15 protein-coding genes are annotated in these 13,068 nt (G+C 42.1%); 11 read left to right on the forward strand and 4 right to left on the reverse strand.

From position 1 onward, the window contains the following. Window positions 1–4: 4 nt before the first annotated feature. Window positions 5–361, reverse strand: coding sequence for a hypothetical protein (locus AAGA51_RS07515; protein ID WP_042482419.1), 357 nt, complete (start codon window positions 359–361; stop codon window positions 5–7). Window positions 362–621: 260 nt separating this feature from the next. On the opposite strand from AAGA51_RS07515, the gene ccoN reads away from it, so the two are divergent. From ccoN to ttcA, 11 genes are all read left to right on the forward strand, one after another. After that, entirely contained in the window at window positions 622–2,049 is a 1,428-nt protein-coding gene (ccoN, locus tag AAGA51_RS07520; RefSeq protein ID WP_042482416.1) for a cytochrome-c oxidase, cbb3-type subunit I, read from the forward strand. A gap of 13 nt (window positions 2,050–2,062) precedes the next feature. Then, complete coding sequence (gene ccoO / locus AAGA51_RS07525; protein WP_042482413.1) at window positions 2,063–2,683, forward strand: cytochrome-c oxidase, cbb3-type subunit II; 621 nt, start codon at window positions 2,063–2,065, stop codon at window positions 2,681–2,683. Window positions 2,684–2,695: 12 nt separating this feature from the next. Continuing rightward, window positions 2,696–2,866, forward strand: a complete 171-nt coding sequence (locus AAGA51_RS07530; RefSeq protein WP_042482410.1) for a CcoQ/FixQ family Cbb3-type cytochrome c oxidase assembly chaperone — start codon at window positions 2,696–2,698, stop codon at window positions 2,864–2,866. A gap of 7 nt (window positions 2,867–2,873) precedes the next feature. Next, the gene (ccoP, locus tag AAGA51_RS07535; RefSeq protein ID WP_042482406.1) at window positions 2,874–3,851 is read left to right on the forward strand and encodes a cytochrome-c oxidase, cbb3-type subunit III; all 978 of its coding nucleotides are present in this window, start codon (window positions 2,874–2,876) and stop codon (window positions 3,849–3,851) included. A 99-nt stretch (window positions 3,852–3,950) separates the two neighbouring features. After that, window positions 3,951–4,430 carry a FixH family protein gene (locus tag AAGA51_RS07540; RefSeq protein ID WP_042482403.1) on the forward strand — a complete coding sequence of 160 codons (480 nt, stop codon included), beginning with the start codon at window positions 3,951–3,953 and terminating at the stop codon, window positions 4,428–4,430. Between the two features lie 4 nt (window positions 4,431–4,434). Then, a complete protein-coding gene (locus AAGA51_RS07545; protein WP_042482400.1) occupies window positions 4,435–6,813 on the forward strand; it encodes a heavy metal translocating P-type ATPase in 2,379 nt (792 codons plus the stop codon). After that, window positions 6,814–7,005, forward strand: coding sequence for a cbb3-type cytochrome oxidase assembly protein CcoS (ccoS, locus tag AAGA51_RS07550; protein WP_042482398.1), 192 nt, complete (start codon window positions 6,814–6,816; stop codon window positions 7,003–7,005). Next, the gene (locus tag AAGA51_RS07555; protein ID WP_042482396.1) at window positions 6,995–7,672 is read left to right on the forward strand and encodes a sulfite exporter TauE/SafE family protein; all 678 of its coding nucleotides are present in this window, start codon (window positions 6,995–6,997) and stop codon (window positions 7,670–7,672) included. Before ccoS ends, AAGA51_RS07555 begins: the two co-directional genes overlap by 11 nt. A 90-nt stretch (window positions 7,673–7,762) precedes the next feature. Continuing rightward, window positions 7,763–8,515: an FNR family transcription factor gene (locus tag AAGA51_RS07560; RefSeq protein WP_042482392.1), complete on the forward strand. Its 753-nt coding sequence runs from the start codon at window positions 7,763–7,765 to the stop codon at window positions 8,513–8,515. Between the two features lie 130 nt (window positions 8,516–8,645). Then, window positions 8,646–9,593, forward strand: a complete 948-nt coding sequence (gene uspE, locus AAGA51_RS07565) for a universal stress protein UspE (RefSeq protein ID WP_042482385.1) — start codon at window positions 8,646–8,648, stop codon at window positions 9,591–9,593. Window positions 9,594–9,733: 140 nt separating this feature from the next. Further along, entirely contained in the window at window positions 9,734–10,666 is a 933-nt protein-coding gene (gene ttcA / locus AAGA51_RS07570; protein ID WP_042482382.1) for a tRNA 2-thiocytidine(32) synthetase TtcA, read from the forward strand. Window positions 10,667–10,722: 56 nt separating this feature from the next. Here the strand turns inward: ttcA and AAGA51_RS07575 are convergent, their stop codons facing one another. From AAGA51_RS07575 to AAGA51_RS07585, 3 genes are read right to left on the reverse strand one after another with little or no spacing between them, the layout of a single operon-like run. Next, entirely contained in the window at window positions 10,723–11,382 is a 660-nt protein-coding gene (locus AAGA51_RS07575; RefSeq protein ID WP_042482380.1) for a DUF2987 domain-containing protein, read from the reverse strand. Continuing rightward, window positions 11,382–12,179 carry a glucosaminidase domain-containing protein gene (locus AAGA51_RS07580; protein WP_042482377.1) on the reverse strand — a complete coding sequence of 266 codons (798 nt, stop codon included), beginning with the start codon at window positions 12,177–12,179 and terminating at the stop codon, window positions 11,382–11,384. Before AAGA51_RS07580 ends, AAGA51_RS07575 begins: the two co-directional genes overlap by 1 nt. Further along, on the reverse strand, window positions 12,172–12,972 hold the full coding sequence (locus AAGA51_RS07585) for a hypothetical protein (protein WP_042482374.1): 801 nt from the start codon (window positions 12,970–12,972) through the stop codon (window positions 12,172–12,174). Before AAGA51_RS07585 ends, AAGA51_RS07580 begins: the two co-directional genes overlap by 8 nt. Window positions 12,973–13,068 lie beyond the last annotated feature (96 nt).

Below are 13,068 nucleotides of genomic sequence, written 5' to 3' on the forward strand. Positions count from 1 at the left end.
TAAACTAGTTTTCAATTTCAATTTTTACCGAGTTATTAATAATAAAGTAATCAACTGTATTAAGTTTGTTAGCATTCGGAAAAAGCGCAACATTTTGAGCGTTTCTTGTTACCTTGCCTTCGTAAGTGATTTCCCAATCCTGGGGAATTGGATAAACATTCAACACTCCTAACTGCCTATCATCTTTTGTAACAGTTATTTTTTCATTATTTACAAATACAGAACAATTTGGCTGAGGCTTGCAAGTCACCGTGCTTACCTCTGTATATGTGATCGTTCTCCAAAAGAAAGCGATAAGAAGTAAGCTTAAGGTGATGAGAATTTGAGCAAGTCTGTGTTTTGTAAGCTTTTCAGCTGCCATTAGAACGGGTTCCTCGTGTAACAAAGTTCAAAGTTTTGAAATAAAAGGGCAAAACCTGATAAAGGGTAAGGTTACTACACTGTCATTGAATTGTTAATTGCAGTATACTTTTCCGCTTGAAAATGCCACTTTTTCGTAAAGTCAGCAATAGCTATTAACGTTTTGATAAAACTTTAATTTTGTTGTGGATTTGGGTGGCATTGCGACATTTGTCGTGTTGGAAGAAAAGTGTAGTTAATTAGACATTGGAAGCATGCAAAATGAGCCAAGAAAAGCAGCTTGAACAAAACTATAACTATACAGTCGTTCGTCAATTTACCTTAGTGACTATTCTCTGGGGTATTGTCGGAATGGGTGTAGGTGTTTTGATTGCCGCTCAATTAGTTTGGCCACAGCTAAACTTTGATACGCCGTGGCTGACGTATAGTCGTCTCCGTCCGTTGCATACTAATGCGGTGATATTCGCGTTTGGTACAAGTGCCCTGTTCGCAACCTCTTATTATGTTGTACAGCGTACCTGTCAAACTCGTCTATTTGGTGGGCCGCTTGTTGCATTCACCTTTTGGGGATGGCAAGCAATCATTTTATCCGCAGCAATCTCTCTACCATTAGGTTTTACCTCTGGTAAAGAATATGCTGAGTTAGAATGGCCTATCGATATTGCTATCGCAGTAGTATGGGTTTCTTACGCAGTGGTGTTCTTTGGAACACTTGTGAAACGTAAAACGTCTCATATATATGTAGCAAACTGGTTCTTTGGGGCCTTCATCATTACTGTTGCTGTTCTGCATATTGTAAACAGCATGGCAATCCCAGTATCAATGACTAAGTCATATTCGATTTATTCAGGTGCTGTCGATGCTATGGTTCAATGGTGGTATGGTCACAACGCGGTAGGTTTCCTACTAACAGCTGGTTTCCTAGGTATGATGTACTACTTCGTACCTAAGCAAGCAGAACGTCCAGTTTACTCTTACCGTTTATCGATTGTTCACTTCTGGGCATTGATTTCACTTTATATCTGGGCAGGTCCGCACCACTTACACTACACCGCTCTTCCTGACTGGACTCAGTCTTTGGGAATGGTGATGTCTTTGGTTCTATTCGCTCCTTCTTGGGGTGGTATGATCAACGGTATCATGACGTTGTCTGGTGCATGGCATAAGCTACGTTACGACCCTATCCTACGTTTCCTAATCGTATCTCTGTCTTTCTACGGTATGTCTACCTTTGAAGGCCCAATGATGTCGATTAAGACAGTAAACGCACTTTCTCATTACACTGACTGGACGATTGGTCACGTTCACTCTGGTGCATTGGGTTGGGTTGCAATGGTATCGATTGGTTCTGTATATCACTTGATTCCTCGCCTGTTTAACCAAGAACGTATGTATTCAGTTAGCTTGATTAATGCTCACTTCTGGTTAGCAACAATCGGTACTGTACTGTACATCGTGGCGATGTGGATTTCGGGTGTTATGCAAGGTTTGATGTGGCGTGCAGTTAACTCTGACGGTACGTTAACTTACAGCTTTGTAGAGTCTGTACAGGCTTCGTACCCATTCTATACCGTACGTTTCATCGGTGGTTTTATTTTCTTATCTGGTATGTTCCTAATGGCATACAACACATATAAGACGATTTCAGCTCCGAATCACAGCCTAAAAGCTATCCAACAACCAGCGTAAGGAGATTTAAAGAATGAGTTCAGATTCTAATAATCGCCATGGCATTATCGAACGTAACGTCGGTTTGTTGGCAATTATGATTGTATTCGCCATCAGTTGGGGTGCTTTAGTTGAAATCACACCGTTGATTTTCCAAAAGCAAACTACTGAGCCAGTAGAAAACCTGAAACCATACACTGCATTGCAGATGGAAGGTCGTGACATTTACATCCGTGAAGGCTGTAACGTGTGTCATAGCCAAATGGTTCGTCCTTTCCGTTCTGAAACAGAACGTTATGGGCACTACTCTGTAGCAGGTGAAAGTGTTTGGGAACATCCATTCTTATGGGGTTCTAAGCGTACTGGTCCTGACCTTGCTCGTGTTGGTGGTCGTTATTCTGATGAATGGCATCGTGTTCACTTGCTAAACCCTCGTGAACTAGTTCCAGAATCGAATATGCCAGCTTTCCCTTGGTTAGCTGAAAATGTACTTGATGGGAAAAATACTCAGAAGAAACTTGAGGTTTTCCGCAATCAGTTCGGCGTACCATATACGGATGAACAAATAGCGAATGCGGCGAAAGATGTTGAAGGAAAAACAGAGATGGATGCCATCATTGCTTACCTTCAGTCTATTGGTCACGCAATGAAATAAACAGAGGTAATTATGGATATCGGTACTATTCACAGTATTTGGACCATAACGTTGTTTGTCTGCTTCATCGGTGTGGTTTGGTGGGCGTTTGGCAAAAAGCGTAAAGCGCGTTTTGACGAAGCCGCAAACTTGATCTTTGCAGACGAGCAAAAAGAAACACCCTCTAATAAGAACAAGGAGTGACTGAGTAATGACGACATTTTGGAGTCTTTGGATCATCGTAATTACGGTTGGTACCCTACTTGGATGCGCAATTCTTCTCGTTTGGTGTCTTAAAGACAAAATGGGTGTTGAAGAAGGCGCTGACATGGGCCACGAGTACGATGGTATTCGCGAGATAAATAACCCGCTGCCTAAGTGGTGGACTTATCTATTTGTTAGTACGTTCATCTTTGCTGCTGTCTATTTAACGCTTTACCCAGGTTTGGGGAATTTTAAAGGTGTTTTAGGCTGGCAAAGTTCAGACCAAAAAGTACGTACATTGGAAGAATCAAAAGCTTCTATTGCTAATGCTCAAGAAACGAAAACTCTTGTTCAATACGCGAAGGAACTTGATGATGCTGATGCGTACTTCGGTGAAGCTTTCAAGCGCTTAGCGTACAAAGATGGTGGTTCGGAACTGCGTCCTGTTCCTGAAATTGCAGCAGATTCTGATGCATTGAAAGTTGGACAACGTTTGTTCCTACAAAACTGTTCTCAGTGTCACGGCTCTGATGCTCGTGGTCAGAAAGGTTTCCCTAACCTAACTGATAACGCGTGGCTTTACGGTGGTGAGCCTGATGCAATCGTGACAACGATTCGTCATGGTCGTATCGGTCAGATGCCAGCATGGAAAGATGCATTGGGTGAGCAAGGTGTAGCTGAAGTAGTGAGTTACGCACTTAGCCTAAGTGGTCGTTCTGTAAATGCTCGTGAAGCTGAAGCAGGTAAAGCGCGCTTTGTAGTTTGTGCAGCTTGTCACGGTACAGATGGTAAAGGTAACCCTGCTGTTGGTGCGCCTGACCTGACTGACCAAGATTGGTTGTTCGGCGATTCACGTGCTGCTGTAACTGAAACAGTGATGTACGGACGTTCAGGTGTAATGCCTGCATGGATTGACATTCTAGGTGAAGACAAGGTGCAGCTCGTTTCTGCTTATGTCTGGAGCCTAAGCAATTCAGATAAATAGTAAAAATCTAATAACAGCCCCTTTCCTAGGGGCTGCTTTTTTCTTAAATTTAAGCCTTCTAAGTTTAATCCCTTCTTTTTTGTTGTAGAGAACTTTTTTATGGTAAAGCCTTGGTATAAACAATTTTGGCCGTGGTTCCTGATTATTCTTCCACTTACTGTTGTTGTATGGACAATCGTTACGGTTATCGTGTTTTCGAATAACTCAGTTTCATTGGTAACTGAGGATTACTATAAAAAAGGAAAAGGTATTAATGTAGACTTATCTAAGATACACATAGCCAAAGATCTCGGTCTGAACGCTACTGTTAGTTCTCAAGGCAACGACATTATTATCCAGTTTAATAAAGGAAAACTGGATCACTATCCAGCTATTCAGGCGATGTTTGCTCACAGAACTCTTGCCGATAGAGACTTCTCACAGCTGATTACTGCTGATGCAAAAGGCAATTACAAAATTACTCGCGATGATGAGATGCAAGGCCCTTGGTTTATCGAGTTAACGCCACACAATGGTGAATGGCTGGTTCAAGGCCGAGTTACATTCCCTTCTGCTTCACCGACTCAACTGATGAACTAGTGATATGAGCAAAGCGTGTTACCACTGCGGTGAAGATGTACCAGAGAACACCGATTTCAAAGTCACTATTCTCAATGAAGAACGCGACATGTGCTGCCCCGGTTGTAAAACCGTGGCAGAAACCATTGTTGATAATGGACTCGTATCCTATTACCAGTTTCGAACAACAACTGCAGATAAAGTTGAGTTGGTTCCGGAACAGCTAAAAGCATTGATCCATTACGATAACTCTGACGTTCAGGCTGAATTCGTCAGAAATGTGGATTCACACTCGGAAGTGACATTGTCACTAGAAGGGGTATCCTGTGCAGCGTGTGCCTGGTTGATAGAAAAGCAACTGGTTAAAGAACCTGGCGTAATAGGAATTCGTGTTAACACCACAACAAATAGAGCTCTGCTCAGTTGGGATAAGTCTTCTGCAAAACTCAGTAATATACTTTCTCGCATTCATAACCTAGGTTACAAAGCTGCGCCTTTTGAAGCTGATAAGCACGAAGCTCAATATCACCAATCAATGAAGCAATATCTATATCGTCTGGGTATTGCTGGTCTAGCAACAATGCAAGTTATGATGCTTGCGGTTGCTTTGTACTTGGAAGCGTTTGCTGATCTAGATAGTGAATTTAAAAACTACTTCCGCTGGGTGAGCTTGTTGTTTGCTACTCCTGTGCTCCTATATTCCGCATTTCCCTTCTATGTCAACGCATGGCGAAGTATTAAAGGTCGCACTTTGGGAATGGATGTTCCCGTATCTATCGCCTTGATCTTTGCTTATGTCGCAAGCTTGTTTGCAACTGTTACTCAAAAAGGCGAAGTCTTCTTTGAGTCTATTTCCATGTTCACCTTCTTCCTATTGGTGGGGCGTTTTCTGGAAATGCGTGCAAGACGAAAAGCGGCTGCGGCCAGTGGAAACCTATTAAAATTAATTCCAGCAATTGCCACACGTGTTGATGGCTCTCAAACGCCAGTTAAGACTCTGCAAATTGGAGAGAAAATTCGCGTATTACCCGGAGAGCATGTTCCCGCTGACGGCGCGGTTGTTTCAAGCCGTATTCATGTTGATGAATCCATGTTGACTGGCGAATCGCTACCTGTTGTTAAAAACATTGGCGACGCTGTATATGCTGGGACACTGAACGGCGATGAATCATTTGACCTTGAAGTAACGGCAACAAAAGCAGATTCGGTAATTTCAAACATTGTTCGCCTCCAAGACGACGCTCAATCATCGAAGCCGAAAATTGCTGAGATTGCAGATGTTGTGGCGAGATACTTTGTTGCCATCATTTTGGTCATTGCTTTGGGAACATGGTTGTTCTGGCATAGCTCGCGCCCAGACGATGCCTTCTGGATTATGTTATCTGTGCTCGTTGCTACCTGCCCTTGTGCTCTTTCATTGGCAACACCAACTGCGATAACCTGTGCAACCTCTCGCCTTGGTAGCTATGGCATTTTGCTTCGTAAAAACCATGTATTTGAAACACTGTGTAATGTTAATCATCTCGTTTTGGATAAAACGGGCACACTCACTCATGGCAACATCGAAATCAGTGAGGTAAAACTACATTCACAAAAGTGGACCAAAGAACAATGTTTAGCGATTGCTGCAGGGCTTGAACAATACGCTAATCACCCTATTGCACGAGCATTTAAACCTTACCTAAACGCTGACTTTGTTTCGTTAGACGTTAAAAACATTATTGGTTCGGGAATAGAAGGTTCGTTTGAGGGATACAGAGTTTGCATCGGTAATGCGGATTATGTTCTGGAAAGTAAAGACATAATTAACGAGCGAAACGCCGTGTATATGTCTATTGATACTAAACTCGTTGCGACTTTCTTTTATCAAGACCCTATTCGTTCCGAAGCAAAAAGCTTCATTGAAAAGTTTCACCAAGCTGGTATTCGAATCACGCTATTGACGGGCGATTCTCAAGTTAATGCTGAAACTGTTGCGAGTGAACTCGGTGTGGATAATGTAATCGCACAAGCCAAACCTGAAGATAAACTCAATTACTTACGCTCGCTGGATCCGCAAGACATTACATTAATGGTTGGTGATGGTATTAACGATGCCCCAACGCTTGCGGGGGCTCATCTATCTGTTGCCATGGGCGGTGGTACTGATGTTGCCAAAGCTTCTGCTGATATGGTGTTACTCGGAGACAAGTTAGATCGCCTTCTGGACGCTCGAGAACTCGCTCTAAAAACTCGTAGCATTATCAGACAGAATCTTGCTTGGGCTCTGGGGTATAACTTGGTGATTTTGCCCTTGGCTGTCGCAGGGTTTGTTGCCCCTTATGTCGCGGTTGTAGGTATGTCTGCGAGCTCGATTATAGTAGTATCTAATTCTCTTCGATTACTGAAGGAACAGAACAACTAAATGGAAAGCTTGTATATTTTAATTCCCATCGCGATCGTCATTGTAGCCGTAGCAGTTGCCATATTTTTGTGGGCGGTCAAAAGTGATCAGTTCGAAGATCTAGAGCGCCAAGGTCATAACATCTTGTTTGACGAGGACGAGCATTTAACACCAAAGAATCATTCTGATAACGAAAAGAAAGATGAACGCTGATTTCGTTGGAGCCTTTGTTGTCGGTTTATTAGGTACAGGACATTGTGTCGGAATGTGCGGTGGTTTAGGTACCCTGCTAAGCATTGGCCAAGGCACCAATAAATCGACTCTTCCAATCGTATTTTATAATGTTGGGCGTATATTCAGTTACTGTGTTTTTGGCGCACTGATCGGTGGGTTAGCCACAACCTTAACTCAAATATCGACTCTCAATCATTCGCTAATCTGGCTAAGAATTTTGTCCGCGATGATGATGATAATTCTTGGGTTGTATGTCGGTCGTTGGTGGTTTGGGTTACTCAAGCTAGAAAAGCTGGGCACGGGCATATGGAAATACATTTCTCCTCTCGGGCGAAAACTACTTCCACTAAAAAAAAGCTGGCATGCTCTCCCTTTTGGAATTATCTGGGGGTGGCTACCTTGCGGTTTAGTCTACTCTGCGCTAACGTGGGCGGCTGTTTCCGGTAGTACTATTGAGGGCGCCTTGATTATGGGTGCATTCGGGCTTGGAACATTGCCTTCTATGTTGCTCGTTGGATTTGGAGCAACACAAATTAAGCAGTTACAGCAGTCGTCTATTTTTAGGACAATTGCTGCAATTTCAATTATTTGTTACGGCATATATACCGGTTACAACGCAATAAACATGCTAGTTAATCTTAGCTAGATGATTGATTAGCAAAATGATTTTTTTAACTATCCTTTAGTGTGAAGGGATGCTAAAATATTGATGTAAATCAATTAGTGAAAGGTCGTTATGATTTCGGAAAAGCCTGCTGCGAAGCGAATTCAATCTGGTGGATGTGCTATTCACTGCCAAGACTGTAGTATTAGCCAACTATGTATTCCATTCACTCTTAACGAGTCTGAACTGGATCAACTTGACCAAATTATTGAGCGTAAAAAGCCAATTCAAAAAGGTCAGGAATTGTTCAAAGCTGGTGACGAACTGAAGTCTTTGTATGCAATCCGTTCAGGAACAATCAAGAGCTACACCATTACAGAACAAGGTGACGAACAGATTACTGCTTTCCATCTTGCTGGTGATTTAGTTGGCTTTGACGCGATTACGGGCGATGCACACCCTAGTTTTGCTCAAGCACTTGAGACCTCTATGGTTTGTGAAATTCCTTATGAGATCCTAGATGACCTTTCGGGCAAAATGCCTAAGCTTCGCCAACAAATTATGCGCTTAATGAGTAACGAAATTAAGGGCGACCAAGAGATGATTCTTCTGCTATCTAAGAAAAATGCTGAAGAGCGTCTAGCTGCGTTCTTGTTTAACCTTTCTACTCGTTTTTCTCAACGTGGTTTTAGCCCGAGAGAGTTCCGTTTAACCATGACTCGTGGTGACATCGGTAACTACTTAGGTCTAACAGTTGAAACCATTAGTCGCCTACTTGGCCGTTTCCAAAAATCAGAAATCCTGAGTGTAAAAGGCAAATACATCACAATTATCGATCATGATGCTTTGATGGAATTGGCTGGCGTCTCCAAAGAAAGTAAATAAACATCAATGACGTAGCTCAACAATGAGCTGCGTCATACTTCTTCTATAATCCCTCTTTTTTTGCTAAACCTCTCGCAACTTCTAAGCTACTCTTAAGTAAGAAATCTCCGAAACGATAAAGGAGTTTATTATGAGTATTTACAACAAGATCTTGGTTGTAGCTGATATAAATCATGATGAACAACCCGCTTTAGCCCGAGCTATTCAGTTAGCTAAGAAAAGTCGCTCAACAAGTCATATTACGTTCTTCTTATCTATCTATGACTTCTCCTATGACATGACATCCATGTTATCCGGAGAGGAACGTGATGCTATGAGGCGTGGTGTCATTCATCAACGCGAACAGTGGATGAAGAAAGTTGCAGAACCTTACATCAAAGAATCCATTGTTTTTGATGTTAAAGTCGTTTGGCATAATCGTCCTTATGAAGCGATCATCGGTGAGGTATTTGCTGGTGAACACGATATTTTAATCAAAAGCACTCGCAAGCATGACGTGTTGGAATCAGTGATCTTCACTCCTACTGATTGGCATTTGCTTCGTAAGTGCCCTATTCCAGTCTTGTTGGTTAAGAATTCAGATTGGCCTGAAAATGCGAATATTATCGCCTCTGTCCATGTAGGTTCTGAAGTAGAAACTCACTTAGATCTTAATGACAGAATGGTCGAACAGCTTTTAAATCTTTCTGAACGTTTAGGTACAAACTCATATTTGGTTAACGCTTATCCGGTCACACCAGCAAATATCACAATCGAATTGCCTGAGTTTGACCCGACAACCTATACCGATGCGGTACGCGGGCATCATTTAACAGCCATGAAAGCGTTACGTCAGAAACATGGTATCGATGAAGAACATACGCTCGTGCAACAAGGTTTGCCTGAAGATGTCATCCCTCAAGCGGCTGAGAAGCTCAATGCCGCGATGGTTATCTTAGGCACTACTGGTCGAACAGGTCTGTCGGCGGTGTTTATTGGTAATACGGCTGAGCAAGTGATTGATAAAATTAACTGTGATGTAATGGCACTAAAACCTAAAGGCTATGTTAGCCCTCTTGACCCGACCGTTGCTTCTTAACTATCAGTAACATCTCATAAGTCCCTAAACGAAAGTCTAGGGACTTTTTTTTATGCTTGAACGCTTAACTCTGGCATATCGTTCATTTATCCGTATCATACGCACTTCATTTTGTTTCTAAGATTAAAGACTGCAACCTGATGACTGAGCAAACTCAAGAGCTAACCAAAGCTCAACAATACAATTTCAACAAATTGCAAAAGCGTATTCGTCGTAATACAGGCCAAGCAATCGCTGATTTCAACATGATTGAAGATGGCGACCGTATCATGGTCTGTCTATCTGGCGGCAAAGATAGCTTTACTATGCTTGAAATCTTAATGAGCTTACAAAAGAGCGCACCTGTCTCTTTTGAGTTGGTAGCAGTAAACCTTGATCAGAAGCAGCCGGGATTCCCAGAGCACATTCTGCCTGCGTATTTAGAGCAGCTTGGCGTTAAGTATAAAATTGTAGAAGAAGATACCTACTCAATCGTGCAGGATAAGATCCCTGAAGGTAAAACAACCTGTTCGCTTTGCTCTCGTTTACGCCGTGGTATTTTGTACCGTACTGCGAAAGAGTTAGGTGCGACTAAAATTGCACTTGGACACCATAGAGACGACATTCTTGAGACTTTGTTCCTCAACATGTTCTATGGCGGAAAAATGAAAGGTATGCCACCTAAGCTTGTTTCTGACAACGGTGAACATGTGGTAATTCGTCCTCTGGCTTATTGCCGAGAGAAAGACATCATTAAATACGCAAGCATGCGTGACTACCCTATTATTCCTTGTAATCTGTGTGGCTCACAGCCAAACCTACAGCGCCAGAATATTAAGCAGATGCTGAATACTTGGGATAAGCAATTCCCAGGTCGAATCGAGTCTATGTTCCGCGCTATGCAAAATGTAGTACCTAGTCACTTGGCCGACTTCGAACTGTTTGATTTTAAATCTATTAACAGTGAGTCAGGTGTAATTAATGGTGGCGATATTGGTTTTGATAAGGAAGATATTCCGGCAATGCCAATGCAAGACGAAGACAGCGTAATGGAGTTTGATCCAAGCTTGAAATTGGACGTGACCAACGTTTGATTCCCGACAGATGAATCCTTAAGAGAATGGCTGCATTAACTGCAGCCTTTTTTATGTCATTTTTTCGCAGTGGGTAAATATGGAAGAACTCGGGTGGTTTCTTCGGGGAGTTTCATCCAACCATCTTTTCCAATTTGCTCTAAAGAAACCTGAGCTTTACCATTCACTATTTCAACGTCTGATCCATTGCTTAACTGGATGAAGCCACTCAAGTTGTTGGCAAACTCCAATGTCACACCAGTTACTTCAGGTGTAAACCAACTAGAGAACATGCCGCCTAACGATTCAAGAATTTCTTGCATCTGCGGAAGCAATTTCTCGATGTCACCATACGGAACTTGTCCTGATAAAGCGGCTTTTGTCATCACGACAAGTGAAAAGTCGCAACGCGTATCCTGTGGAGTATCAACAAATACTAGTGGATTTGCTTGTTTAAGATTTCCATCAACAGGAAGCAAAAGCTCATGGATTTCGCTGCTCGGAACCAGTTCGTAGTGTTTTTCCTTTTCCATCCAAGCTTTTTCAATAGTACACAGCTTTTTTGTATCGGCATTGACGAAAAACACACCGACCTTCACATCTGGATATTCAGGTTTGTCGTTGTTTTTAATAGACGAATACAGTTTACTGTAGGTGAACATGTATTCTTGAGCCGCAGCATTGATAGAAAAGCCCGCACAAATTAGCCCTAAGGCTAACGCTGTAATTCCTTTCATTAATTTGTCCAAAATTGTTCGTTATGACGCATCATGGCCTGTAAATCCTGAATGTAGTCTTCACCTCGTTCAGAATATTTCAATAAGCCATTACTCATTTCCATTGCACTGTTCATACTCAATAGATCTGCGCCGTCTTCTCTAAGTTGAAAACGGATTTCGCGCAAATCAAAGTAAGCTTGGTTTCTATTTACATTCATAAAGTAACGGTGGATAGATTCTTGAACAGACTTAAATTTTGCCACTTCATGAGTCATCCCTTCGCTACGTTGTAACGGAACCACACCGCAACCTTTGCTATAACACCATTGGCCAAAATAGTTTTTTGCCGTGCGAGCAAATCGCGATGTACCCCAAGCAGATTCATTTGCGGCTTGCGTTAATACCAAAGCTTCTGGAATCACATCGACACGATGCAGCATGTTGTCTATCCAATCAGATGTTACAACATCTCCCTGCAACTCAACTTGATACAGATGAGAGAGCCTTTTCGCATCTTCGATGTCGGAGTCAGACATTAAGCCTGATTCAAGATTTTCTTTGAGACGAACCAGCCTTTCTCTTTCTTTTTCAATTCGTAGGTTTTCTAAAGCAATTCCCGGTTTTAGATATGAGAAGAACGCATGTTTCTTCTCATTCACATCGGTATAAGCAGTGAAATCTGGTGCCTTTGATACAGCTTTACCTTTGCTAACAACAGATTCAGTCGCGCTCTTTTGGCTTTCAAAATTGTAATAGCCATAGCCAGCAACTGCGATGATTCCGCCCAAAGCGGCAACTTGAAAAAACTTATGCATTAAATACCTGAGAGTTATTATCCTGATTGTCATCATTATCTTTATTGGTCGTGATGATCTTTAAACGCACCCCAAACATGTTGCGGTAGACAATTCCTTTTAAATGGAAGAAAAACGGAACAACAAAAATCAAACCTATTCCGTACATAAGAGCCGCTGTAACAAACATAATCATCACGATTAAGTAAAGCGACGCTAGAGGCAAAAGCTTCTTGTTTGCTGCACGCAGTGACAGAAACAGCGATTGCATTGGTGGCACTCTCTTCTCGCAAATGAGTAAGATAGAGTTGCTAAATGCGATGGAAAGATACATAGACAGTAAAGGAAAAATCATTCCTGCAATGCCTTGCAGTACCAAACCCACTAGTGTTGCTAGGATGACTGGGATAGTAAACTGCAAACCTTTACTTATGTGTCGTGTTTTCGTTTTCAGGCCAGCGGCATGGCTCATTGCCATAAGGCTTACACCAGCGAAAATTGGCGCACTGACAACTTCGTAACTGAAATTGGCGATGAAAATTGCCTCAATCATCCCTTCTGGAAAATCAGAACCTTGCTCTATCGCGGTAATTATCGCAGAAGGATCACCAAGTTGAAGCTTTAGTGCAATGAAAAATATTGCAATTTGTATGGCAACCATTACTACGATTGCTGGGGAAAAAGAGACAAAATGCTTTAGTGTTGTATCCCAAGACTCCTTCAGAACCTCACCAACTTTCAGTTGGTATTGGCCTGATAGCGCTTGCTCTACAGTACCACCTACGTTGAAATCTCTCTCTATATCCTTGCTCATAAAATGCCCTAGGTTGGCGAGTCATATTTGGGTTTGGAATATGACAACATAAAATTTTGATTCATTATACTGAAATGCACCCGAGTCTAAAATCGA

Origin of the sequence: Vibrio diazotrophicus, assembly GCF_038452265.1 — a bacterium.
Taxonomy (GTDB): domain Bacteria; phylum Pseudomonadota; class Gammaproteobacteria; order Enterobacterales; family Vibrionaceae; genus Vibrio; species Vibrio diazotrophicus.